The following is a 23,807-nucleotide window of genomic DNA, read 5'->3' on the forward strand; positions in this document are numbered from 1 at the left end:
TGTGAACGGCGCACTAAAACATTTTGCATCCATTTCTCGCTGCATGTGTCACTATAGCTTTCTTCCTTTATTCTCCGGTTGGGACCGCCACCAGTTTCTCCACAACTTCATAACGCCTGCAAGGGCAAAAATCGCCCTCAAGTCAGAAACCCCAGTACGTTTCAAGCTTGTTCGAAACACTCTGTATTCCTCTATCAAATCAAGGAATTTCCCTTGACAGTAACTCATCAAAACAGATATGATACAATAGACAAAATATGATTGGAGAGATATTTGATGCTACTTGAAAAGACAACACGCATGAACTTTCTCTTCGACTTTTATCAAGCACTTCTAACTGATAAACAACGTAGTTATATGGAACTTTATTATTTAGACGACCATTCTCTAGGAGAAATCGCTGAAAGCTATAAAGTTTCACGTCAAGCTGTTTACGATAATATTCGTAGAACAGAGTCGATGCTTGAAGAATATGAAGAAAAATTACGTTTATTTGAAAAATTTCAGCAACGTCAAGTGATTTTAGATCAATTGGCAGCTGTGATTCAACAAGGTTCTTCATCTAATGAAGAATGTTTAGCCCTAATAGGACAATTGAAAGAAACGGATTAGGAGGCGAAACAATGGCATTTGAAGGATTAGCGGAACGACTCCAGGGGACAATCCAAAAGATTAAAGGTAAAGGGAAAGTAACCGAACAAGACGTTAAAGAAATGATGCGTGAAGTTCGTTTCGCGTTAATTGAAGCTGACGTTAACTTAAAAGTTGTAAAAGAGTTTGTTAAAAAAGTAAGTGAACGTGCAGTCGGTGTAGAAGTTTTGAAAAGCTTAACACCTGGTCAACAAGTCATTAAGATTGTACAAGATGAGTTGACTTCGTTAATGGGTGGAGAACAAAGTCCAATTAAATTCAATACAAAGCCACCAACAGTCATTATGATGGTTGGTTTACAAGGGGCGGGGAAAACAACTACCTCTGGTAAACTAGCAAACGTTTTAAGAAAAAAATATAACCGCAAACCATTATTGGTTGCAGCTGACGTGTATCGTCCTGCAGCGGTTCAACAGCTTCAAACATTAGGAAAGCAGCTTTCCCTTCCTGTTTTCTCGCTTGGAACCGATGTTTCTCCTGTAGAAATTGCACGTCAGGCGATTGAACATGCAAAAGAAGAGCATTTAGATGTGGTCATTATCGATACAGCAGGTCGATTACATATCGATGAAGAACTAATGGATGAATTAAAAAACATTCGCGCTTTAAAAGAGCCAGATGAAGTCTTTTTAGTTGTTGATGCCATGACAGGTCAAGACGCTGTCAATGTTGCACAAAGCTTTAACGAAACAGTAGGCATTTCAGGTGTTGTTCTAACAAAACTTGATGGAGATACACGTGGTGGTGCTGCATTATCTATTCGTTCTGTAACAGAAAAGCCAATTAAATTTGTCGGTATGGGTGAAAAAATGGATGCTCTTGAACCATTCCACCCTGAACGTATGGCTTCTCGTATTTTAGGAATGGGTGACGTTTTATCATTAATTGAAAAAGCTCAAGCAAACGTCGATATGGAAAAGGCGAAAGAGCTTGAAACTAAATTAATGACTCAATCCATCACTCTAGATGATTTTGTTGAGCAATTGCAACAGGTGAAAAAGATGGGTCCGCTTGAAGACATTCTGAAAATGTTACCAGGTGCCAATAAAATTAAGGGCCTTGATAATGTTAAAGTAGATGAAAAGCAAATGGGGCGTATTGAAGCCATCATTTATTCCATGACGCCTGCTGAAAAAAAGAACCCAGAGATTATGAATGCAAGCCGCAAAAAACGTATTGCAAAAGGATCTGGTACTTCAATTCAGGAAGTCAATCGTTTACTAAAACAGTTTGAAGACATGAAGAAAATGATGAAACAGATGACTGGTATGACTCAAGGTAAAGGTAAGAAAAAGATGAAGCTACCAGGCTTAGACTCGCTATTTAAGTAATATTGAATCATCAATTTTACTTGCAAGAATTCAAATTTTTTGTTAAAAATATATGTGTTAAGAAAAAACACTTTACAAACAACACAAACATTGATAATATACTATCTTGTGTGAAACTTATTCGGAGGTGCAAATAAAATGGCAGTAAAAATTCGTTTAAAACGTATGGGAGCTAAAAAATCTCCTTTCTATCGTATCGTAGTTGCTGACTCTCGTTCACCACGTGACGGACGTCAAATTGAAACAGTAGGTACTTACAACCCACTTACAAAACCAGCAACAGTTAACATCGATGAAGAGAAAGCTCTTAAATGGTTAACTGATGGTGCAAAACCATCTGATACTGTACGTAACCTGTTCTCAGAACAAGGGATCATGGAAAAATTCCATAACCAAAAATTCAGTAAATAATCGGAGGTGCCGTTATGCAGCAGCTGATTGAAACAATCGTAAAACCATTAGTCGATTATCCAGATGACGTTCGGATCGAAACGGACGAGAATTCGAGTCGAATTGTTTATAAGCTTTTTGTTAATCCAGAGGATCGAGGAAAAGTAATAGGCAAGCAAGGTCGTGTCGCAAAGGCGATTCGTACAATTGTTTACTCAGCAGCTAGCGGTTACCATAAGAAAAAGACATATGTCGATATATTAGACTGAAACCAAGGAGGGAACTTATGCTGTTCTCTCCTTTTTATTATAATGAAAGTGAATTCGTCACATAATGGATAAATAGACTTTTTAACATAAAAATTATAAATAGCTTCACGGGATTAATCGTGACAAAAGAGGTGAATTACTTGGAATGGTTTAACGTAGGAAGAATTGTGAATACACACGGAATTCGTGGGGAAGTGCGTGTTATTTCATCAACCGACTTTGAAGATGTTCGATTTGCACCGGGCAGTAAGTTAGCAGTATTTAAAAAAGATGATAAAAAACCAATTTGGGTAACAGTTGAAAGCGCTCGTAGACATAAAAACTTTATCCTATTAACATTTGAAGGATTAAACAACATTAACCTCGTAGAACACTTTAAAGAGGGTATGTTAAAAATCACGAAAGATCAATTAGATGAAGATGTGCTTGAAGAAAATGAGTTCTACTATTTTGAAATCATTGGATGTGTCGTAGTTTCAGAAGAAGGTGAGCACATGGGTGTTGTCACAGAAATACTAGAAACGGGCGCCAATGATGTTTGGGAAGTGAAAGATTCAAATGGAAAAAAACACTATATTCCATACATTGAAGACGTTGTGAAAGATATTAACCTAGATGAAAAGAAAATCACCATTCACGTGATGGAAGGGTTATTTTAATGAATATACATGTTTTAAGTTTGTTCCCAGAAATGTTTACAGGCGTTTTTGGAGCATCCATTCTTAAAAAAGCTCAAGAAAAGGGAGCAGTGAATTTAGCGGTTTCCGATATTCGTACTTTTTCGAATAATAAACATAACCAAGTAGATGATTATCCATATGGTGGTGGTGCAGGAATGGTTCTAAAACCAGAGCCGATGTTCCATGCAGTCGAAAAAATTACAGAAGGTCGTAACCCAAGAATCATTTTGATGTGTCCCCAAGGTGAACGCTTTACGCAAAAAAAAGCAGAGGAATTAGCTAAAGAAGAGGAACTTGTCTTCTTATGTGGCCATTATGAAGGGTATGATGAAAGAATCCGTCAATACCTGGTAACAGATGAAATCTCGATTGGTGATTTTGTGTTAACAGGTGGCGAGTTGCCAGCGATGACGGTCATTGATGCTGTTGTTCGATTACTTCCTGGGGTGTTAGGTCAAGAAGATTCACATATTCATGATTCGTTCTCTACAGGTTTATTAGAACATCCTCATTACACACGTCCTGCTGATTTTAGAGGGATGAAGGTGCCAGATATCTTAATGTCAGGCAACCATGCAAAAATTGATCTGTGGCGTGAAGAACAGTCTTTAAAACGAACATTTGAAAGACGACCAGATTTACTTGAAGAAATGGACTTAACTAAAGAACAATTAGCCTATATTGAAAGTCTAAAAAAAGAAAAAGAATAAGATAAAACATTGCAAAGAATAGTGAATTTATGTTATTATACATTCTGTGCTTCTATAAGAGGCACTTATATTACGGTGTTCCGCTGTGGCCGTTAGAGGACTATAAGAGCATCTGTACGAGGAGAGAATTATATGTCAAACATTATCGCAGAAATTACTAAAGATCAACTTCGTTCTGATCTTCCAACATTCCGTCCAGGAGACACTGTACGTGTACACGTAAAAGTAGTTGAAGGTACTCGTGAGCGTATCCAACTTTTTGAAGGTGTTGTAATCAAACGTCGTGGTGGCGGAATCAGCGAAACTTTCACAGTTCGTAAAATTTCTTACGGTGTTGGTGTTGAACGTACATTCCCTGTACACACTCCAAAAATCGCTAACTTAGAAGTTGTTCGCCGTGGTAAAGTACGTCGCGCTAAACTTTACTATTTACGTAACCTACGTGGTAAAGCTGCACGTATTAAAGAAATTCGCTAATAACTTTTTAAAAGAGGGGGCTTGGAATAATCAAGCTCCCTTTCTTTTTGCTTGTCAATAATAGTCAATATACAATAAAATGGTGTCAAGGGGGACATCGGAGTGGAAAATACAAAAAAAGAAAAAAGTGAGCTTTGGGAATGGACAAAAGCTCTTGTAATTGCATTTGCAATTGCTGTGATCATTCGTTACTTTTTATTTACACCTATTGTTGTTGATGGTGAATCGATGATGCCGACCTTAAAAGATGGAGATCGCATGATTGTAAATAAGATTGGTTATACAATTGGAAAGCCGGATCGTTTTGATATTGTCGTATTCCATGCACCAGAAGGTAAGGATTATATTAAACGAGTGATTGGACTACCGGGTGATTACATTGAATATAAAGATGATCAATTATACATTAATGGTGAACCATTCGATGAACCGTATCTTGACGAATACAAATCCGAAATTACTGACGGTACACTTACACAGGACTTTACATTAAAGGACATTGACCCTAGCTTAGAGGTTATTCCTGAAGGGTACGTATTTGTAATGGGTGACAATCGTCGTTACAGTAAAGATAGTCGACATATCGGAGTTGTAAGTGAGGAAAAAATAATCGGAAATACGAACGTTGTATTTTGGCCGCTAAGTGATATGAAATTAGTAAAGTAGAGTTAACAAAGTCATGTACTAATGTTAACTTCACCATGAATTTCGCAGATTTCGTTTTCGTTAAGGGTTTTAGCTCAGCTCTGTGATTTCGAAATCTAGATTCAGGTTAGTAAGCGTAATTGATTAAACTAATAAGGCGGAATTTTTAAGGAGGTTCGGTGTAATCTCCTTTTCTTTTTGCAAAAATACATATAGGAGGAGAATAACTATGACAATACAATGGTTTCCTGGGCATATGGCAAAAGCTCGTCGGGAAGTACAAGAAAAACTAAAACTTGTCGATATTATATTTGAACTGATTGATGCGCGATTACCGCTTTCTTCGCGTAATCCAATGATTGATCAAGTAATTAATCAAAAGCCCCGACTTTTAATATTAAATAAAGCAGACATGGCCGATGATTCTGAAACAAGAAAATGGATTGAGTACTTTGCAAGTAAGGGCCACACAGCCGTAGCAATCAATTCATTTGAAGGTAAAGGACTACAAAAGGTTGTTAAAGCAGCGCAAGAAATTTTAGCCGAAAAATGGGAGCGTATGAGAGCGAAAGGGATGAAACCTAGAGCGATTCGTGCGATGATAGTGGGGATTCCCAATGTAGGGAAATCAACACTCATTAACCGTTTAGCAAAGAAAAACATTGCAAAAACGGGTAATACTCCAGGTGTAACTAAATCGCAGCAATGGATTAAAGTAGGGCAGGAAATTGAACTCCTGGATACACCGGGTATTTTATGGCCGAAATTTGAAGATCAAGAAGTTGGTTTAAAACTTGCTATTACAGGTGCCATAAAAGATACGATTATTAATATGGAAGATTTAGCAGTGTACGGACTTCGCTTCTTATCCATCCACTATCCTAACCGAATGGAAGAACGATATGGTATTACATTTGTCGACGAAGATTTAGTAAAAACATTTGACCATATTGGAAAGTTACGAAGAGTCTTTGGACCAGGTGGAGAAATTGACTATGACCAAGTTGCCGAAATTATCGTACGCGATATTCGTAACCAACATCTAGGAAATTTATCTTTTGACCATGTGGCCGAGCAATTAGAAAAAGAAGCATTAGAACAATAAATAAATGCCCCTTAGAAAGATGAACATTCTAAGGGGTTTTCTTATTTTATAGGAGCAGTTCAGGCTACTCTGCTAGTTGGGAGGCAATTGCAAATACAAGGATGTAAGCAATGAAGACCCAAACAGGAGTAACCTTTATGAAGTAGGGTCTATGAAGACCCAATCAGGAGAAACAAGTATGAAAAAAGGTCTTCATATAGGCAATGAAGACCCAAACAGGCAAATTAATTATGGAAAAAGGTTTTCATGTAGGCAATGAAGACGCAAACAGGAGAAACCAGTATGGAAAAAGGTTTTCATGTAGGCAATGAAGACGCAAACAGGAGAAACCAGTATGGAAAAAGGTCTTCATTTAGGTGATGAAGAGAAGACCCGAAAAAGAAAAGTAGCTATGAAAAAAGGTCTTCATATAGGCGATGAAGACCTAAATAGGAAAAGTAATTAAGAAAAAGGTCTTCATGCAGACCATGAAGACCCAAAAAGGAAACACAATCATGAGAAAAGGCCTTCACCCTATCAGTGAAGACCATAATAGATAAAGCATAAAGTGATGAACTACAAAAGAAACGTCTACCACCACACATCAGCTTACATTATGCTGGCATTTCAGTTGGTGTTGGTGCTGCATATTGACCGTTCGAGTATTTGGCATCAATTGCTTCGCGGATTTCTTTTAAAGATTTTCCATCTTGATATAGTTGGACAGATTCAACCGCGATTTCAAGACATACTTGGCAACGTGTGCCGTGGTCGTCCCAAACAATTGAACCATCATCACGTGTTTCGGCGATAAAGCAATTTAAATTACTGCGATGTCCAGCTGAATCTCCACATCCACAATAACAAGGCATCCATTGTAAAATATCCGTAGCTTTTCCCGCTACTTGATAAACAAGGCGAATATCTTCATGTTTCGAATCTAAAAACTTCGGTAATTCCTCAGCTGAAGCCGTCACTTCCTGTAAATCACCAGAAAGATGATTGTGCATCTCTTCTGCGGATGAATTTTCTCCCGACTTCTCTTCATGGTGTTCATGTTCAGGATCAGATGCATTACTACATGCGGATAATATTAAAATAAATATGGCAAAAAGAGGTACTAGTTTTTTCATGAATAAATCCTCCTAATTGTAGTACAGATCGATTTTGAATTGTTACAATAGGTACGGTAACTATGTCTTCATTATAGTGGAGATGTTTTAAGAAAAAATATATTTGAATTAATATACATAATAATGTCAAATTATCTACTTTTAGTAAAGTCCTCTGCTCTAAAGATTTAGTGAGGCTTCGATTCTAACCCGGATTTGGTAGAAGAAAGTATATTTTGGTTTATAGGAGTTCATTCAAACTCTCCAATTGATGTCGATAATAACAATAGAAAAGTTAAGGAAGTGCAAGTACATATGGCTAAAACAATTAAGGAAATAACCCAGCTTTTGAATGAAGCAACAGCTTACGAAGAATGGATGGAAGACATTCAAAAAGACGAACGTTCCGGTGTTCAAAAAGCGTGGCAACAATGGAAGAATCGAATGGAAAAACGAGAAAAAGTGAAAGAAGAACATCGTCATAAGGTGTCATTTGATGCTTCATTTTCACCTTTTGAGGGAGCGTTTGTTGCAGGGGTTGATGAAGCGGGGCGTGGCCCATTAGCAGGACCGGTCGTAACGGCAGCCGTAATATTACCAACTGACTGTGAAGCGTTAATCGGAATTAACGATTCTAAACAATTATCAAAAAATATGAGAGAAGCATTTGCGAAGACTATTAAAGAACATGCCATTAGCTACTCGATTCATTTTCAAAGTCCAGAAGAAATTGATCGTTTGAATATATACGAAGCAACGAAACAATCGATGAAAACAAGTATTGAAACATTGGACATACAACCACATTACGTCATTATTGATGCAATGACTTTACCAATACAGATTCCACAAAAGTCTATCATCAAAGGTGATGCAAAAAGTTTAGCCATTGCGGCGGCTTCTATTTTAGCCAAACAAGCCCGTGATCAATATATGGAAGACTTACATAAACAATACCCTCACTATGGTTTTGACCAAAATGCAGGCTATGGAACAAAACAGCATTTAGAAGCACTTGATCAATATGGCCCAACTGAGCATCACCGGAAAAGCTTTGAACCAATCAAATCTATGTTTATTAAACAAGGGGCATTGCCTATATGACATATACATCATTTAATCCGATACAAACACAAACTACGGTGCAACAAAATCAACCACTAACATTAAAGCAAGGACAAGTGTTTCATGGGACGATCAAAAAATTGTATCCGGATCAAATGGCTGAGATACAAATAGGCTCACATAAACTTTTTGCAAAGCTAGAAACACCATTGAAAGCCGGAGATTCGCATTTTTTTCAAGTGTCGAACATGAACCCTCAAGCGGAGCTGAAAGTCGTTTCTGGCCCAATGTCGCCAAGTTTAGGTCAAACCCAGCAAATTCAGCAACTTTTAGATGTGATGAACTTGCCTAAATCTACTGAAATACAGCAAATTCTTTCACATTTTGTCAAACAACAAATTCCTATTTCAAAAGATCAGTTACTAAATGCGGAAGTGTGGATCAAGAATTTATCAAATGGAATGACAAAAGACGAGGCGATGTCGGCTTTACAAAAAATGATCGAATTAAAAATGCCTTATACAAATGAAGTGTTTAAAGCTTTAATAATGGGAACAAAGACAAGTGGGATGTCTGCTTCGTTGCAAACTTTCATGCAACAATTAGCAAACGAAACCAATATAGAAGTACAAACGAAATCAAATCTTATGCAACAGCTTCAACAGATAACGAAACCTTTAGAACAAGAGGTTGGAGGAGTGGCACTAGCCCGAACTTTACAGGTGTTAACGAATCCATCTGAAACAAATGCCAATAAGCTTCAAGCATTGAATTTAATGAAAGAAGCGGGGGTTATACCAAAAAGTGCAACTGTTCAAAATTGGTTGTCTCATAGTTTCGGGCAAATCACATCGCAGAATAATGATGCTACAAATCAATCAACTGCAGGACAATTAATTCAATTAATTTCTAAAATTAATGGAGAAAATATTTCTCAAACGTTGAACCAAGTGAAATCATGGATAGGTGATCAACAACTATTAACGGCAAGTCAAAAAGTAGAACTGCAGCAAGTCATTGCACGGTTTGAAAAATTGCCTCATGTAGGGAATTCTAGTGAACTATTTGCAAAACAGGTACATGAACAATTGATGAAAGCTTTTTCTACAAATGCTACTAGTCAATTGTTTACTACGGATCAGGCAGGTTTGTCTTCCAAGGAGCATCTTGCCTCACTTTTACAACCAAATCATGTGAATAGCGCTCTTTTATTGAACGTTGCCCAAAAAGGAAATGACTCTTCACAACCACCCGTGCAAAATATGATGCTGCAAGTCGAGGCTCAGGTTCAAGATGGTATAAATCGGGGTGCAATGGAACAAGCCATTAAATCTGTATTAAAAGATTTAGGACTAAGCTATGAAGCAGCATTAAATCAAAAAGAGTCAAACACTCAAACAATCAATCAAACGTTAAAACCTCAACTATTATCTCTGTTACAAGACCCTGTTATATCTCAAGGATTAAGAGAGTCGGCAGATCATTTGATGGCTAGGTTAAACGGAATGCAACTCCTTTCAGGTGAAAACGGTCATCAACACCAAATCGTCATGCAGATTCCGTTACAATTTTTCGGGAAACAAATGGATGCAACTTTGCAATGGAATGGCAGGATGAAAGAGGATGGAAAAATAGATTCAAATTATGCAAGAATATTATTTTATCTAGATATGGATTCTCTTAACGAAACAGTGATTGATATGCACGTTCAAAATCGAATTGTGACGATTACTGTTTTTAATGAAAACGAACATCTAAATTTATTAGCTGAACCATTAAAAGCTTCATTAAAGGAAGGTCTCCGAGAGAAGGAATATCAGCTCTCGGGAGTTTTTCTGAAGCCAATGATTCCAAAACAAAGTCATGGCAAAACAATTCCTATTCAACAAAAAAATTTACAACAAACCGGGGTGGATATACGGATATGAGTGGGAAAAAATTTGTCCGTAACGAGGCAATTGCATTGTCCTATAATCCTGAAACAACTAGCGGTCCCGTCGTTGTTGCAAAGGGAAAAGGGAAAATTGCAAATAACATATTGGAGCAAGCAACATTGCATGATGTACCTATTTATGAAGATCCAAATCTAGTTCAACTATTAGGACAACTGGATTTAAATGAGTCGATTCCTGAAGAATTATATCAAGCAGTGGCAGAGGTTTTTGCTTTTATTTACAGATTAGATCAGCAGCATCAGTCATTTCAAAAGAAATCAAAACTATAAGATTGAAAATAAAACTAGTTTTCTCTTATTTGAGAGTGTATTATGTAATAAAACGAGAAAAAACTTGTTTTTATTACAATGATAGACATTGTCAGAATGTTTGTATAAAATAGTATTTGAGGAAATGATTTTCAATTGGCGGATGGGAGGATTTATATGAATATCCACGAGTATCAGGGGAAAGAAATACTTAGAAAATACGGAGTAGCAGTACCGAATGGTAGCGTTGCTTTTTCACCGGAAGAAGCAGTAAAAGTTGCAAAAGAGTTAGGTGCTAGCGTTACTGTTGTAAAAGCACAAATCCACGCAGGTGGCCGCGGTAAAGCGGGCGGTGTGAAAATTGCAAAGAACTTAGAAGAAGTTCGTGCTTATGCAAAAGAATTACTAGGGAAAATACTAGTAACTCACCAAACAGGTCCAGAAGGTAAAGAAGTAAAACGTCTTTATATTGAAGAAGGATCTGATATTAGAAAAGAATATTATTTAAGTCTTGTTTTAGATAGAGCTACATCTAGAGTGACTCTAATGGGTTCTGAAGAAGGCGGAATGGATATTGAAGAAGTAGCTGAAGCTACTCCTGAGAAGATCTTTAAAGAAGTTGTAGATCCAGTTACAGGGTTAACACCATTCCAAGCACGTCGAATGGCGTTTAACATGAATATCCCACCTAAGTTAGTAAATAAAGCAGCCAAATTAATGCTTGGCTTATATCAAGCATTTGTCGATAAAGATGCGTCAATTGTTGAAATTAATCCTCTAGTTGTGACAGGTAATGATGAAGTAGTGGCACTTGATGCGAAATTTAACTTCGATGCAAATGCATTATATCGTCACAAAGACATTGTAGAATTACGTGATTACGATGAAGAAGATCCAAAAGAAATTGAAGCATCAAAATATGATTTAAGCTATATTCCTTTAGATGGCAACATTGGCTGCATGGTAAATGGCGCAGGTCTTGCTATGGCTACTATGGATACAATTAGTTATTACGGCGGACAACCCGCGAACTTCCTTGACGTTGGGGGCGGTGCTACAGCCGAAAAAGTAACAGAAGCATTCAAAATTATCTTATCTGACCCAAATGTGAAAGGGATCTTTGTTAACATCTTTGGAGGCATCATGAAATGTGATGTTATTGCAGAAGGGGTTATTACAGCTGCAAAAGAAGTTGGATTACAAGTGCCTTTAGTTGTTCGATTAGAAGGAACAAACGTAGATCTTGGGAAAGAATTATTAAACGCTTCTGGCTTAAACATTGTAGCCGCAGACTCAATGGCTGATGGCGCGCAAAAAATTGTAAAACTAGTATAACCAAAGGAAGGCAGGGGAAAAATGCATGAGTGTTTATATTAATAAAGATACGAAAGTAATCGTTCAAGGGATCACAGGGGAAACAGCCCTTTTCCATACAAAGCAAATGTTAGAATACGGTACAAAAATTGTTGCAGGGGTTACGCCTGGTAAAGCGGGTCAAGAAGCAGAAGGTGTTCCTGTATTTAATACGGTAAAAGACGCTGTTGACGCTACAGGTGCAAACGTTTCGGTTATTTATGTTCCGGCACCATTCGCAGCAGATGCAATTATGGAAGCAGTAGATGCGGAGTTAGATTTAACAATTTGTATAACTGAACATATTCCTGTCTTAGATATGGTGAAAGTTAAGCGTTATATGGAAGGGAAAAAGACTCGCTTAGTGGGTCCAAACTGTCCAGGTGTTATTACAGCGGATGAATGTAAGATTGGTATTATGCCAGGTTACATTCATACAAAAGGTCATGTAGGTGTCGTTTCTCGTTCTGGTACGCTTACATATGAAGCTGTACACCAACTTTCACAAGCAGGAATCGGCCAAACAACAGCTGTTGGGATTGGTGGAGACCCTGTGAATGGGACAAACTTTATTGATGTTTTAACTGAGTTTAATAATGATCCAGAAACATATGCAGTCGTGATGATTGGTGAAATTGGTGGAACTGCAGAAGAAGAAGCTGCAGAGTGGATTAAAGCAAATATGACAAAACCTGTCGTAGGCTTTATCGGTGGTCAAACAGCACCTCCAGGAAAGCGTATGGGACATGCAGGTGCGATTATCTCTGGTGGTAAAGGGACAGCTGCAGAAAAAATTAAAGCTATGAATGCAGCAGATATTCAAGTTGCTGAAACACCATCTGTTATCGGTGAAACATTAATTAAAGTTTTAAAAGAAAAAGGTCTATACGAAAAATGTAAGACACATTAAAATAGAGGTGTAACACATTAAAAGATGTGTTGCACCTTTTTTCTTGTTGTCCATTTCATTTCAATCAAATCAAATGTGGGTCAACAGTTTAACATCCTTTTCTTATTCCCTGCATCCTTAAGTTCACCCCAACTTCCTCTAAATTAAAGGAAGTGTTTAAATGAATCAGTCTTTATTTCGATTAGAACAATTGCTTTCCCTCCATTATATTTATCCCCTAACTTTAAATAAATTTCAAAAATTACTTCTTGAGATCGGTTCTCTCGACAATCTTCCGCAAGTGACTTCAACAGAATTAGCTAATATTCTACAAATTACAACAAATACTGCAAACGCCATTTTAGAAAAATACTCTATGATTTTAAAGAATGATTTAATTTTTGCATATAATTCCCAAAAGATACATGTGGTACCATATAATCATCCAATGTATCCTAAAAAATTGTTAGAATTAGTTGATCCACCTACCATTTTATATGGAAGAGGAGACATTTCTTTATTACAAAATCCTAATAAAATTGCCATAATTGGTTCAAGAAAAGCGACAAATTATTCCAAACAAGCCCTAGATTGCATTGTCCCTCCACTCATTGAGCAAAATTTTGTCATTGTAAGCGGACTAGCAAAAGGGGCGGATAGTTTCGCTCATCGTGCAGCCCTTCAATTTGGTGGAAGAACAATTGGGGTATTAGGACATGGTTTATTTCACCTCTACCCAAGGGAAAATAGTGAACTAGCTGCTAAAATGGCGATTGATCATTTACTAATTACAGAATATCCTCCATATGTTGGGGTTCAAAAATGGCATTTTCCAATGAGAAATCGTATTATTAGCGGTATTAGCAATGCGCTTGTTGTCACTGAGTCTTCTTTAAAAAGTGGTACACTAATTACAACAGACCATGCATTGGAACATGGGAAAGATGTATTTGTTGTTCCTGGACCAATACATTCAGAACAATCAAAAGGGACAAATAAATTGTTAAAAGACGGGGCAATTCCAGTATGGAACGGGTATCAAATCATAGAGGAAATCAAATTGTTTTAAGGTAAATATTGAAAAAAAGTTGCATTATTATAAAATCTGTTATACATTTTGCAACAGGTATTTATTTATAAAATTTATCAATTTAACCTCTATAAGGGGGAAGTATAGATGGCAGATTATTTAGTAATCGTAGAGTCACCGGCAAAAGCAAAAACGATTGAACGATATTTAGGAAAGAAATATAAAGTTAAGGCTTCAATTGGGCATGTTCGTGACTTACCGCGAAGTCAAACGGGGATTGATGTAGAAAATAACTATGAACCGAAATATATTACGATTCGTGGGAAAGGACCCGTGCTGCAGGAATTAAAAACAGCTGCTAAAAAAGCAAAAAAAGTTTTTCTTGCATCCGACCCTGACCGCGAAGGGGAAGCAATTGCTTGGCATTTAGCAACTGCTCTAAATATCGATACAAATTCTGAATGTCGAGTGGTTTTCAATGAAATAACAAAAGATGCAATTTTAGAGTCGTTTAAGCATCCACGACCAATAGATATGAATTTAGTAGATGCACAACAAGCACGACGAATTTTAGACCGCCTTGTAGGCTATAATATTAGCCCTATTTTATGGAAGAAAGTAAAAAAAGGATTGTCTGCAGGACGTGTGCAATCGGTTGCACTACGATTAATTATTGACCGTGAAAACGAAATAAAGCATTTCGTACCTGAAGAATATTGGACAATCGATGGAAAGTTTGAAAAAGATACAAAACAGTTCAATGCAGTTTTCTTTGGCATTGAAAATGAAAAAGTAAAACTAACAAATGAGCAACAAGTAAAAGATATTTTAAAAAATCTTAAAGGCAATAAATTTGAAGTAACGAATGTTGTAAAGAAAGAGAGAAAACGAAATGCAGCTCCTGCCTTTACAACTTCTTCGTTACAACAAGAAGCTGCCCGAAAGCTAAATTTCCGTGCAAGAAAAACAATGATGCTTGCACAACAATTATATGAAGGAATTGATCTCGGTAAGAAAGAGGGAACGGTCGGGTTAATAACGTATATGCGTACCGACTCCACTCGTATTTCCGAAACTGCAAAATCCGAAGCATTCGATTATATTAATGAAAAATACGGTAAAGAATATATTGTTGGTGAGGCAAAAAAGGCGAAAAAAGCAACAAATGCTCAAGATGCCCACGAAGCAATTCGTCCGACGAGTGTGCTACGTTCGCCAAACGAGTTAAAAGAAGTGCTAAGTCGTGATCAATTGCGACTATATCGCTTAATTTGGGAACGTTTTGTTGCGAGTCAAATGGCCCCAGCGATTTTAGATACTGTTTCAGTTGATCTAAAGAATGAAAATGTATTATTCCGTGCCAATGGATCGCATGTGAAGTTTCCAGGGTTTATGAAGCTTTATATTGAAGGAACAGATGATGCGACGGAAGAAACAACAAAACTACTCCCTGAAATGGAAGTAGGCGATAAAGTAACGTCACTTGATATTGATCCGATTCAACATTTCACTCAACCACCTCCACGCTATACGGAAGCCCGTCTAGTTAAGGAGCTAGAAGAGTTAGGCATCGGTCGACCATCAACATATGCACCGACGTTAGACGTTATTCAGAAACGTGGATATGTACAATTAGAAACAAAACGATTTGTTCCAACTGAACTTGGAGAAATTGTACATGCAGCTACACTTGAGTTCTTCCCTGAAATCATTAATATTGAATTTACTGCTCAAATGGAACATGATTTAGATGCCATTGAGGAAGGGATTACAAAATGGGTAGAAGTAATAGATGCCTTCTACAAAGATTTTGAACCACGTGTTAAACATGCGGATGAAGTCATGGAGAAAATTGAAATTAAAGATGAGCCAGCAGGTGAAGATTGTGAAAACTGTGGCGCTCCAATGGTTTATAAGCTTGGGCGATATGGTAAATTTATGGCTTGTTCAAATTTCCCTGACTGCCGAAATACAAAAGCCATTATGAAGCCAATTGGCGTAAAATGTCCAAATTGTGAAACTGGCGAAATCGTTGAACGTAAGAGTAAAACTAAGCGCTTATTCTACGGCTGTAATAATTACCCAGAATGTGAATTTGTATCCTGGGATAAGCCAATTAGTAGACCATGTCCGAAATGTAGTGCATTATTAGTTGAGAAGAAAATTAAAAAAGGTATTCAAATTCAGTGTACAAAATGTGACTATGAGGAAGCGCCAACACAGTAACAAGAATTCTTAAATCTAATTAACTAGAGGAGAGGCGATCATTTGAGCTGTTGAAGTGATCGTCTTTCCAAGCTTATCCTGTATTACTTGAGGAAATCCACTAGTGCTGAATAAAAAGTAGAATGACTAAAGATGTAATTGATATAGAGAAGGTTGGTAGTTTAAACATGACAGAAATAATTGTAAACGTAATTGGTGCAGGCCTTGCAGGAAGTGAAGCAGCTTGGCAAATTGCCGAACGTGGGGTAAAGGTTCGTTTATTTGAAATGCGACCAGTTAAACAAACACCTGCACATCATACAGAAAAATTTGCAGAACTAGTTTGTTCGAATTCATTACGTGCGAACACGTTAACAAATGCAGTCGGCGTAATTAAAGAAGAAATGCGTATTTTAGACTCAGTAATTATCGACGCTGCTGACAATTGTTCCGTGCCAGCAGGTGGAGCATTAGCTGTAGACCGACATGAGTTTGCTGGTTATGTTACAGATAAAGTTCGTAATCATCCGTTAGTAGAAGTTGTGAATGAAGAAGTAACGGAAATTCCAGAAGGGATTACAGTTATTGCTACGGGTCCACTGACTTCACCAGCTTTAGCAGAACAAATTAAAGCTTTAACGGGAGAAGAGTATTTATACTTCTACGACGCTGCAGCTCCAATCGTTGAAAAAGATAGTATTGATATGGATAAAGTATATTTAAAATCACGTTATGATAAAGGTGAAGCGGCCTATTTAAACTGTCCTATGACAGAAGAAGAATTTAATCGTTTTTACGATGCACTTGTATCTGCCGAGACAGCTCCTTTAAAAGAATTTGAGAAAGAAAAGTATTTTGAAGGCTGTATGCCAGTAGAAGTTATGGCAGAGCGCGGTCGTAAAACACTTTTATTCGGTCCGATGAAACCTGTTGGTCTTGAAGATCCGAAAACAGGTAAAAGACCTTATGCAGTTGTACAATTAAGACAAGATGATGCTGCAGGTACTTTATACAATATCGTTGGTTTCCAAACACACTTAAAATGGGGACCACAAAAAGAAGTGTTCAGCTTAATTCCTGGTTTAGAGAATGTAGAGATTGTGCGTTATGGGGTTATGCATCGTAACACATTTATTAATTCACCTACAGTACTTGCACCGACATATCAATTAAAGGCACGTCCAACTCTTTTCTTTGCTGGACAAATGACTGGAGTCGAAGGATATGTTGAATCAGCAGGAAGCGGATTACTTGCTGGAATCAATGCTGCAAGGTTAGCAAAAGGTGAGGAACCAATCATCTTCCCAGCTGAAACGGCATTAGGTAGTATGGCGCGTTATATAACAGAAGCACCAGCAAAACACTTCCAACCAATGAACGTAAACTTCGGATTATTCCCAGAGTTAGGCGAAAGAGTGAAATCAAAACAAGAAAGAGCGCAAAAGCATGCAGATCGCGCATTAGCAACAATTCAAAATTTTGTGAATTCTCAAACAATATGATTGATTTAAGCCTCTACAAATTGTTATAATTTGAGAGGCTTTTCTAATTAATTTATTTGCAGATGAGCAATGCTTTTTGATATATTGATGTCTGATGTCTAGCAACGTTATTGTAAACTATAATTATTCAATCAGTATATACTAGCTTTCTTTAATTTTAAGTGGGTTTCGTGAATGAAATCTGTGCTTAAAAGTTCTTGTTACGAATTTGTTAACATTTACAATATTTTAACAATATTTTTATTAATTTTTCTCTTGCTAATTTTCGTATATAGGTATAGTGTCATTATGGATGTCTGCAAAAACTGAATTTAAAGTGAATTTTTTCTATTTTTTACATCATTCATTCTCCAACTACTAAATAAATTTAATATTATAGATGTCTTTCGGTACTTAAGATGAGTCGTTCTCGAGTGTGTTTTCTCAGACTAACATAGTAAATCAGCTTATAGCTTTGTAAAAAGTAAATTCGAATGAATTCAGGAGGTGTACTGGTGATGAATATCGCTCCAAATGAAGCATTTGAGCAATTTATTCGGTTCATTCAGTTAGAAAAAAACTTCTCAGTACATACTGTAAAAGAATATGAAGCGGATTTGAAAGAATTTCTTTCCTTTTTACAAGCTGAAGGTGTTGTGGATTTAGACGAAGTAGAATACATACATGCAAGGATTTTTGTAACTAGGCTGTATGACGAACAGAAAGCTAGAACAACCATTTCTAGAAAAATCTCTTCCATCCGCTCCTTTTTCCGATTTCTGAATCGCGAGTTTGAATTAGATGATGCGCCATTTCGATCGCTATATCATCCAAAAAAGGAAAAACACTTACCTAACTTTTTTTATGAGGAAGAACTTTCCCAGTTGTTTGAAGCGAATGTTGGTGATGATCCAAAATCGATTCGTAACATCGCTCTTCTCGAACTCTTATACGCAACTGGCATGCGTGTCAGTGAATGCACATCGATAGAAATGGGAGATATTGATTTCCGTTATTCCATCATACGAGTAATGGGAAAAGGACGGAAAGAGAGAATAATTCCTTTTGGTCATTACGCAAATCTTGCTTTAACAAGGTATATAAATGAAGCCCGGCCTATGTTAATGAAACGTACCAACCATAATCAATTATTTGTTAATATGCACGGTGGAGAACTTACATCCCGAGGTGTACGTTACATTTTAAATGAAATGATTAGTCAAGCTTCTATGCATACAAAGATTTATCCGCATATGCTTAGACATACATTTGCGACACACTTGTTAAATAATGGTGCCGATTTAAGAACGGTGCAAGAATTATTAGGTCATAAAAGTTTAGCATCGACACAAGTATATACACATGTAACGAAAGAGCACCTTCGAAAAACTTATATGAACTCTCACCCAAGAGCATAATGTTAGGAGGAAAATGAATGGAACAATTTCATGCGACGACAATATTTGCCATACATCATAACGGTAAATGTGCAATGGCAGGCGATGGTCAAGTAACTTTAGGAAACTCAGTTGTAATGAAACATACGGCAAAAAAAGTAAGACGACTATTTAATGGGAAAGTATTAGCGGGCTTTGCCGGTTCTGTAGCGGATGCTTTTACATTGTTTGATATGTTTGAATCAAGATTAGAGAAATATGATGGCAACTTGCAACGTGCTGCAGTGGAAGTTGCTAAACAATGGCGTGGCGATAAAATGTTACGTCAATTGGAAGCGTTATTACTCGTAATGGATCAATCAACATTGCTTTTAATCTCAGGAACAGGTGAAGTAATTGAACCAGATGATGGGATCTTAGCTATTGGTTCGGGTGGAAATTATGCTTTATCTGCTGGACGTGCGTTAAAACAATATGCTCCAAATTTATCGGCAAAAGAAATTGCTGAGAACTCTTTAAAAATAGCAGCTGATATTTGCGTATTTACAAACCATAATATTATCGTGGAGGCGCTTGAAGAATGACAAACCTAAATTTAACGCCAAGACAAATTACCGAACACTTAAATCGTCATATTGTAGGTCAACAGGACGCAAAAAGAGCGGTTGCCATTGCATTGCGTAATCGCTATCGTCGTTCGTTATTGGCTGAGGAAATAAGAAACGAAATTATTCCAAAAAATATATTAATGATTGGTCCAACTGGTGTTGGGAAAACAGAAATTGCTCGACGGATCGCCAAGTTAACCAATGCACCATTTATTAAAGTGGAAGCTACAAAGTTCACAGAAGTAGGTTATGTTGGTCGTGATGTTGAATCTATGGTTCGTGATTTAGTTGAATCTTCTAGAAGACTTGTCAAAGATGAAATGATGGAATCTGTAAAAGAACAAGCAGAGCAATTGGCAAATGAGGCCATTGTCAAACTACTTGTTCCTTCTAAGATGAAAGCTAAAATGGCTCAAAATCCCTTTGAAATGTTATTTGGTGGTCAAAAAGAGAAACCAGTAGAAGATTCAAGTCAAGATGAGGTTGAAGTACGCTCAAAACGTTCTCAAATTGCACAAGACCTTAAAGCTGGCAAACTAGAAGATGAATGGGTAACGGTAGAAGTTACTGAACAAAATACCTCTTTATTTGATGCAATGCCTGGAATGGGTATTGATATGGGGTCATCTGGTATGCAAGATATGCTATCAAACTTGATGCCTAAAAAGACTAAAAAACGTAAATTGAAAGTAAAAGATGCACGTAGAGTGCTAACAATTGAAGAAGCTAATAAATTAATTGATTCAGACGAATTAGCTGGGGAAGCTATTCGCCGTGCTGAGCAATCAGGGATTATTTTCATTGATGAAATAGATAAAATTGCAAGTCGTAGTGGTGGGACGTCTGCAGATGTTTCTAGAGAAGGCGTGCAACGTGATATTTTACCAATTGTTGAAGGTTCCACTGTTACGACAAAATATGGGCCTGTTAAAACGGACTTTATGTTGTTTATTGCAGCAGGGGCATTCCATATGTCGAAACCAAGTGATTTAATACCTGAGCTTCAAGGACGTTTCCCGATTCGTGTTGAACTAGAGAAACTAACGAAACAAGATTTTGTTCGTATTTTAAAGGAACCAGATCAATCCCTAATCACGCAATATAAAGCATTATTAGAAACAGAAGGCGTAACGATTGAATTTACTGATGCAGCAATTGATCGTATCGCAGAAATCGCAACTGAAGTAAATCAAGATACAGATAATATTGGTGCGAGACGACTTCATACAATTTTAGAACGATTGCTAGAGGAATTGTCTTTCGAAGCGTCAGAAATTGGACCAGCACATATTGATATTACTCCTGCTTATGTTGATCAAAAACTCGGTGCAATTTCTAAAAACAAAGATTTGTCGCAATTTATCTTATAATAGGGTTTTTTAGTATCATTAAATTGTAAAAACCTTTAGAATATTAAATAAACTTAGATGCAACCTTACTAGGAGGATTTTTTTAAATGAATTTATTAAGTAAAACACGTAAAATTAACTCAATGTTACAGGAATCAGCGGGTAAACCAGTTAACTTTAAAGAAATGGCAGACACGCTTGGAGATATTATCGATAGCAACGTATTTATCGTAAGTCGTAAAGGAAAATTATTAGGCATTTCAATTCATCAAAATATTGAAAATGAACGTATTAAAAAAATGTTCGAGGAACGTCAATTCCCAGAAGATTATGCACAACACTTATTCGACATTAATGAAACTTCTCCAAACCTTGATATAACTAGTGAGCATACAATTTTCCCAATCGAAAACCGTGAATTATTCGAAAATGGTTTAACAACGATTGTACCGATTATTGGTGGCGGTGAACGTTTAGGTACTTTAATTTTAGGCCGTCTTTCTGCAAGATTCGAAGATGACGATCTAATCTTAGCTGAGTACGGTGCAACAGTAGTAGGTATGGAAATTCTACGTGAAAAATCAGAAGAAATTGAAGAAGAGGCACGTAGTAAAGCGGTTGTTCAAATGGCGATCAATTCATTATCATACAGTGAACTTGAAGCAATTGAACACATTTTCGAAGAACTTGATGGAAACGAAGGATTACTAGTAGCTTCTAAAATTGCCGACCGTGTTGGGATTACACGTTCAGTAATCGTAAACGCATTACGTAAATTAGAATCAGCTGGTGTAATCGAGTCAAGATCTCTAGGTATGAAAGGAACATATATCAAAGTATTGAACGATAAATTCCTTGCAGCACTTGCAGAAATTAAAATGAAATAATACAAGAAAAGCGGAAAACGCCCGTTAAGCTCCGACAACAACTGGCCGACAAAAACGCGACATCGTGTCGCATTGTCGGCACTAGCACGTCCTGTGCGTCGGAGGAACCGACAAAAGGTCGCTTTATGCGCCTGTGGTTTCACTTTCGGCGCAGAAAATTATGTGGTTTTAATGAAAGTACATAATTTTTGGCCTTGAAGGCGGTTCTGAAGTTGTCGAGGAGCTGGCGTTTGGAGCTAGACATAAAGAAAAGGCTTTTGTGGCTCGTTCAGCTACGACAGGCACTGGAGACTTCCGAGAAGCATGCTAGCATGCGTAGGAGGAAGTTGAAGTGTCCCGAGTAGCAAGCCACAGGAGCTAGACACTGTTCAAAATAGAAAATTTATACTTTTTTTTAAAAGGAAGCCTTACTTCATTCAGAAGTAGGGCTTTTTATTATGACAAATTTGTTAAATGGATTAAATGACAGTTACTTCAAAAATCATAGTCCAATCTTCTTAATATCGGCTTCTAGTGCCTGAAATGAAGACAAAATCAGATGTTTCCTTATAGAATTTAGTCTTTTGTTTTCTAAATATGAACATTTCGTAAATAATTGTAAAGAAAATTAGTCCGTATTGACTACTAAAAATCGACAAAAGTCGATAGACACTAAGACTTAAGTTAATTAAAATTAATAAAGGGTAATAACTTGGAAATGAAAATGAAATATTTATATAACAAATGAAATAAACGAGGTGAACGGGTTTGAGCTTGTTCGGTGGAACTATAAGTAGCCTAGAAAATGGACTGAATTACGCGTCATTAAAAAACAAAACGATTGCGCAAAATATTGCAAATGTCGACACTCCTAATTATAAAGCGAAGGATGTAAGCTTTAAACAAATGTTATCTGACGCGCAAGATTCGACAATATCTGCTAATCAAACGGATGAAAGACATTACAAGTTTGAAATGAATCAAAAATCTCCAGGTGTGTATAGCTACGGCAATTTACGTTATCGAGTGAACGGCAATGGGGTTGATATGGATTTAGAGCAGGCAGAACTAGCTAAAAATACAATTTACTATAATGCCTTAATTGACCGTATAAATGGAAAGTTAAATACGTTAAATACAGTCATTAAAGGAGGAAGATAGTAATGTCGATCTTTGGCAGTATGAATACAACGGCTTCTGCATTAACTTCGCAGCGTCTTAGGATGGATGTTATTTCATCGAATATAGCAAATGTAGATACAACACGAGGAAAACTCGTTAATGGTGAATGGGAGCCATATCGCCGTAAATCTGTAACGCTTACTGCAAAGGAAGGGCAATTTTCGAACTTTCTACAAGTAGCTATGGGGAAAACTTCAAATAAATCAGTCGGCCAAGGTGTGACAGTGTCCAAAATTAATGAAGATCAAGAAACACCATTTAAGCTAGTTTATAATCCAACGCATCCTGATGCAAATGAAGAAGGGTATGTAGAAATGCCGAATATTGATATTTTAACCGAAATGGTTGATTTGATTTCATCAACTCGCTCATATGAAGCAAACGTTACGGTATTTAATGCAAATAAATCGATGCTAACAAAAGCATTAGAAATTGGTAAATAGAATTTGAGTTTGAAAGGATGAAAATCAAGTGGCAATTGAATCAGTTTCATTAATGATGCCGACACAGGTAACAAACGATACAAATAAATTAACAGCTCCAGCAACACCATTTCAGGCCCAGCAGTCTTTTGCGAATACATTAAAAGATGCGATTGCATCGGTTAATAATCAACAAATCACTTCAGACAATTTAACGAATAAGTTAATAAATGGTCAAGATGTAGAGCTGCATGAGGTAATGATTGCTTCTCAGAAAGCTAGTATTACACTGAATGCGACAATTGAGGTTCGTAACAAAGTGATCGAGGCTTACCAAGAGATTATGCGTATGAGTGTTTAATCCACTTAGCAATTTTTTCTGCGACAAGTAAACGCAGGAACAAGCTT

25 protein-coding genes are annotated in these 23,807 nt (G+C 36.9%); 24 read left to right on the forward strand and 1 reads right to left on the reverse strand.

Features of this window, described 5'->3' with window-relative positions; translation table 11 throughout:
* Nucleotides 1–276 precede the first annotated feature (276 nt).
* The 9 genes from JOD29_RS07795 (at nucleotide 277) to ylqF (ending at nucleotide 6,258) form a co-directional block, all read left to right on the forward strand.
* Complete coding sequence (locus JOD29_RS07795; RefSeq protein ID WP_124764037.1) at nucleotides 277–612, forward strand: putative DNA-binding protein; 336 nt, start codon at nucleotides 277–279, stop codon at nucleotides 610–612.
* An 11-nt stretch (nucleotides 613–623) separates the two neighbouring features.
* Nucleotides 624–1,982 carry a signal recognition particle protein gene (gene ffh / locus JOD29_RS07800; RefSeq protein WP_124764036.1) on the forward strand — a complete coding sequence of 453 codons (1,359 nt, stop codon included), beginning with the start codon at nucleotides 624–626 and terminating at the stop codon, nucleotides 1,980–1,982.
* 138 nt (nucleotides 1,983–2,120) lie between these two features.
* Complete coding sequence (gene rpsP, locus JOD29_RS07805; RefSeq protein WP_124764035.1) at nucleotides 2,121–2,393, forward strand: 30S ribosomal protein S16; 273 nt, start codon at nucleotides 2,121–2,123, stop codon at nucleotides 2,391–2,393.
* 14 nt (nucleotides 2,394–2,407) lie between these two features.
* Complete coding sequence (locus JOD29_RS07810; protein WP_124764034.1) at nucleotides 2,408–2,641, forward strand: KH domain-containing protein; 234 nt, start codon at nucleotides 2,408–2,410, stop codon at nucleotides 2,639–2,641.
* Nucleotides 2,642–2,781: 140 nt separating this feature from the next.
* Nucleotides 2,782–3,300 (forward strand): ribosome maturation factor RimM, encoded by a 519-nt coding sequence (rimM, locus tag JOD29_RS07815; protein WP_124764033.1) that lies wholly within the window; start codon nucleotides 2,782–2,784, stop codon nucleotides 3,298–3,300.
* Entirely contained in the window at nucleotides 3,300–4,031 is a 732-nt protein-coding gene (gene trmD, locus JOD29_RS07820; RefSeq protein ID WP_124764032.1) for a tRNA (guanosine(37)-N1)-methyltransferase TrmD, read from the forward strand. Before rimM ends, trmD begins: the two co-directional genes overlap by 1 nt.
* Nucleotides 4,032–4,163: 132 nt before the next feature.
* Nucleotides 4,164–4,508, forward strand: a complete 345-nt coding sequence (gene rplS / locus JOD29_RS07825) for a 50S ribosomal protein L19 (RefSeq protein ID WP_124764031.1) — start codon at nucleotides 4,164–4,166, stop codon at nucleotides 4,506–4,508.
* A 102-nt stretch (nucleotides 4,509–4,610) separates the two neighbouring features.
* On the forward strand, nucleotides 4,611–5,174 hold the full coding sequence (gene lepB, locus JOD29_RS07830) for a signal peptidase I (protein ID WP_124764030.1): 564 nt from the start codon (nucleotides 4,611–4,613) through the stop codon (nucleotides 5,172–5,174).
* Between the two features lie 208 nt (nucleotides 5,175–5,382).
* A complete protein-coding gene (gene ylqF / locus JOD29_RS07835) occupies nucleotides 5,383–6,258 on the forward strand; it encodes a ribosome biogenesis GTPase YlqF (protein ID WP_124764029.1) in 876 nt (291 codons plus the stop codon).
* Between the two features lie 593 nt (nucleotides 6,259–6,851).
* On the opposite strand, the gene JOD29_RS07840 is transcribed toward ylqF, so the two are convergent.
* Nucleotides 6,852–7,370 carry a PCYCGC motif-containing (lipo)protein gene (locus tag JOD29_RS07840; RefSeq protein WP_124764028.1) on the reverse strand — a complete coding sequence of 173 codons (519 nt, stop codon included), beginning with the start codon at nucleotides 7,368–7,370 and terminating at the stop codon, nucleotides 6,852–6,854.
* Nucleotides 7,371–7,664: 294 nt separating this feature from the next.
* Here JOD29_RS07840 and JOD29_RS07845 point away from each other — a divergent pair, with 294 nt between their 5' ends.
* From JOD29_RS07845 to fliE, 15 genes are all read left to right on the forward strand, one after another.
* Complete coding sequence (locus tag JOD29_RS07845) at nucleotides 7,665–8,453, forward strand: ribonuclease HII (RefSeq protein ID WP_124764027.1); 789 nt, start codon at nucleotides 7,665–7,667, stop codon at nucleotides 8,451–8,453.
* Complete coding sequence (locus JOD29_RS07850; protein ID WP_124764026.1) at nucleotides 8,450–10,342, forward strand: hypothetical protein; 1,893 nt, start codon at nucleotides 8,450–8,452, stop codon at nucleotides 10,340–10,342. The genes JOD29_RS07845 and JOD29_RS07850 overlap by 4 nt, the downstream gene beginning before the upstream one ends.
* The gene (locus tag JOD29_RS07855; protein ID WP_124764025.1) at nucleotides 10,339–10,638 is read left to right on the forward strand and encodes an EscU/YscU/HrcU family type III secretion system export apparatus switch protein; all 300 of its coding nucleotides are present in this window, start codon (nucleotides 10,339–10,341) and stop codon (nucleotides 10,636–10,638) included. Before JOD29_RS07850 ends, JOD29_RS07855 begins: the two co-directional genes overlap by 4 nt.
* Nucleotides 10,639–10,794: 156 nt before the next feature.
* On the forward strand, nucleotides 10,795–11,952 hold the full coding sequence (gene sucC, locus JOD29_RS07860) for an ADP-forming succinate--CoA ligase subunit beta (protein WP_124764024.1): 1,158 nt from the start codon (nucleotides 10,795–10,797) through the stop codon (nucleotides 11,950–11,952).
* 25 nt (nucleotides 11,953–11,977) lie between these two features.
* Complete coding sequence (sucD, locus tag JOD29_RS07865) at nucleotides 11,978–12,880, forward strand: succinate--CoA ligase subunit alpha (protein ID WP_124764023.1); 903 nt, start codon at nucleotides 11,978–11,980, stop codon at nucleotides 12,878–12,880.
* Between the two features lie 160 nt (nucleotides 12,881–13,040).
* Nucleotides 13,041–13,928 (forward strand): DNA-processing protein DprA, encoded by an 888-nt coding sequence (gene dprA, locus JOD29_RS07870; protein ID WP_124764022.1) that lies wholly within the window; start codon nucleotides 13,041–13,043, stop codon nucleotides 13,926–13,928.
* A gap of 108 nt (nucleotides 13,929–14,036) precedes the next feature.
* Nucleotides 14,037–16,115, forward strand: coding sequence for a type I DNA topoisomerase (topA, locus tag JOD29_RS07875; RefSeq protein WP_124764021.1), 2,079 nt, complete (start codon nucleotides 14,037–14,039; stop codon nucleotides 16,113–16,115).
* 167 nt (nucleotides 16,116–16,282) lie between these two features.
* Nucleotides 16,283–17,596: an FADH(2)-oxidizing methylenetetrahydrofolate--tRNA-(uracil(54)-C(5))-methyltransferase TrmFO gene (gene trmFO, locus JOD29_RS07880; RefSeq protein WP_124764020.1), complete on the forward strand. Its 1,314-nt coding sequence runs from the start codon at nucleotides 16,283–16,285 to the stop codon at nucleotides 17,594–17,596.
* A 497-nt stretch (nucleotides 17,597–18,093) separates the two neighbouring features.
* Nucleotides 18,094–18,993 (forward strand): tyrosine recombinase XerC, encoded by a 900-nt coding sequence (gene xerC, locus JOD29_RS07885; protein WP_124764139.1) that lies wholly within the window; start codon nucleotides 18,094–18,096, stop codon nucleotides 18,991–18,993.
* A 17-nt stretch (nucleotides 18,994–19,010) separates the two neighbouring features.
* The gene (gene hslV / locus JOD29_RS07890; protein WP_124764019.1) at nucleotides 19,011–19,556 is read left to right on the forward strand and encodes an ATP-dependent protease subunit HslV; all 546 of its coding nucleotides are present in this window, start codon (nucleotides 19,011–19,013) and stop codon (nucleotides 19,554–19,556) included.
* Complete coding sequence (hslU, locus tag JOD29_RS07895; RefSeq protein ID WP_124764018.1) at nucleotides 19,553–20,950, forward strand: ATP-dependent protease ATPase subunit HslU; 1,398 nt, start codon at nucleotides 19,553–19,555, stop codon at nucleotides 20,948–20,950. Before hslV ends, hslU begins: the two co-directional genes overlap by 4 nt.
* An 86-nt stretch (nucleotides 20,951–21,036) precedes the next feature.
* Complete coding sequence (gene codY / locus JOD29_RS07900) at nucleotides 21,037–21,816, forward strand: GTP-sensing pleiotropic transcriptional regulator CodY (protein ID WP_124764017.1); 780 nt, start codon at nucleotides 21,037–21,039, stop codon at nucleotides 21,814–21,816.
* A gap of 747 nt (nucleotides 21,817–22,563) precedes the next feature.
* Nucleotides 22,564–22,956, forward strand: a complete 393-nt coding sequence (gene flgB / locus JOD29_RS07905) for a flagellar basal body rod protein FlgB (RefSeq protein ID WP_124764016.1) — start codon at nucleotides 22,564–22,566, stop codon at nucleotides 22,954–22,956.
* Between the two features lie 2 nt (nucleotides 22,957–22,958).
* On the forward strand, nucleotides 22,959–23,420 hold the full coding sequence (flgC, locus tag JOD29_RS07910; protein WP_124764015.1) for a flagellar basal body rod protein FlgC: 462 nt from the start codon (nucleotides 22,959–22,961) through the stop codon (nucleotides 23,418–23,420).
* A 28-nt stretch (nucleotides 23,421–23,448) separates the two neighbouring features.
* Nucleotides 23,449–23,760: a flagellar hook-basal body complex protein FliE gene (fliE, locus tag JOD29_RS07915; protein WP_124764014.1), complete on the forward strand. Its 312-nt coding sequence runs from the start codon at nucleotides 23,449–23,451 to the stop codon at nucleotides 23,758–23,760.
* Nucleotides 23,761–23,807 lie beyond the last annotated feature (47 nt).

It is taken from the genome of Lysinibacillus composti (assembly GCF_016908465.1).
GTDB classification, from domain to species: domain Bacteria; phylum Bacillota; class Bacilli; order Bacillales_A; family Planococcaceae; genus Ureibacillus; species Ureibacillus composti_A.

Bases quoted from the DNA above. Each gene is read 5' to 3' on its own strand.
- JOD29_RS07795 (WP_124764037.1), top strand. From the start codon at position 277: ATGCTACTTGAAAAGACAACACGCATGAACTTTCTCTTCGACTTTTAT.
- ffh (WP_124764036.1), top strand. From the start codon at position 624: ATGGCATTTGAAGGATTAGCGGAACGACTCCAGGGGACAATCCAAAAG.
- rpsP (WP_124764035.1), top strand. From the start codon at position 2,121: ATGGCAGTAAAAATTCGTTTAAAACGTATGGGAGCTAAAAAATCTCCT.
- JOD29_RS07810 (WP_124764034.1), top strand. From the start codon at position 2,408: ATGCAGCAGCTGATTGAAACAATCGTAAAACCATTAGTCGATTATCCA.
- trmD (WP_124764032.1), top strand. From the start codon at position 3,300: ATGAATATACATGTTTTAAGTTTGTTCCCAGAAATGTTTACAGGCGTT.
- rplS (WP_124764031.1), top strand. From the start codon at position 4,164: ATGTCAAACATTATCGCAGAAATTACTAAAGATCAACTTCGTTCTGAT.
- ylqF (WP_124764029.1), top strand. From the start codon at position 5,383: ATGACAATACAATGGTTTCCTGGGCATATGGCAAAAGCTCGTCGGGAA.
- JOD29_RS07840 (WP_124764028.1), bottom strand. From the start codon at position 7,370: ATGAAAAAACTAGTACCTCTTTTTGCCATATTTATTTTAATATTATCC.
- JOD29_RS07845 (WP_124764027.1), top strand. From the start codon at position 7,665: ATGGCTAAAACAATTAAGGAAATAACCCAGCTTTTGAATGAAGCAACA.
- JOD29_RS07850 (WP_124764026.1), top strand. From the start codon at position 8,450: ATGACATATACATCATTTAATCCGATACAAACACAAACTACGGTGCAA.
- JOD29_RS07855 (WP_124764025.1), top strand. From the start codon at position 10,339: ATGAGTGGGAAAAAATTTGTCCGTAACGAGGCAATTGCATTGTCCTAT.
- sucC (WP_124764024.1), top strand. From the start codon at position 10,795: ATGAATATCCACGAGTATCAGGGGAAAGAAATACTTAGAAAATACGGA.
- sucD (WP_124764023.1), top strand. From the start codon at position 11,978: ATGAGTGTTTATATTAATAAAGATACGAAAGTAATCGTTCAAGGGATC.
- dprA (WP_124764022.1), top strand. From the start codon at position 13,041: ATGAATCAGTCTTTATTTCGATTAGAACAATTGCTTTCCCTCCATTAT.
- topA (WP_124764021.1), top strand. From the start codon at position 14,037: ATGGCAGATTATTTAGTAATCGTAGAGTCACCGGCAAAAGCAAAAACG.
- trmFO (WP_124764020.1), top strand. From the start codon at position 16,283: ATGACAGAAATAATTGTAAACGTAATTGGTGCAGGCCTTGCAGGAAGT.
- xerC (WP_124764139.1), top strand. From the start codon at position 18,094: ATGAATATCGCTCCAAATGAAGCATTTGAGCAATTTATTCGGTTCATT.
- hslV (WP_124764019.1), top strand. From the start codon at position 19,011: ATGGAACAATTTCATGCGACGACAATATTTGCCATACATCATAACGGT.
- hslU (WP_124764018.1), top strand. From the start codon at position 19,553: ATGACAAACCTAAATTTAACGCCAAGACAAATTACCGAACACTTAAAT.
- codY (WP_124764017.1), top strand. From the start codon at position 21,037: ATGAATTTATTAAGTAAAACACGTAAAATTAACTCAATGTTACAGGAA.
- flgC (WP_124764015.1), top strand. From the start codon at position 22,959: ATGTCGATCTTTGGCAGTATGAATACAACGGCTTCTGCATTAACTTCG.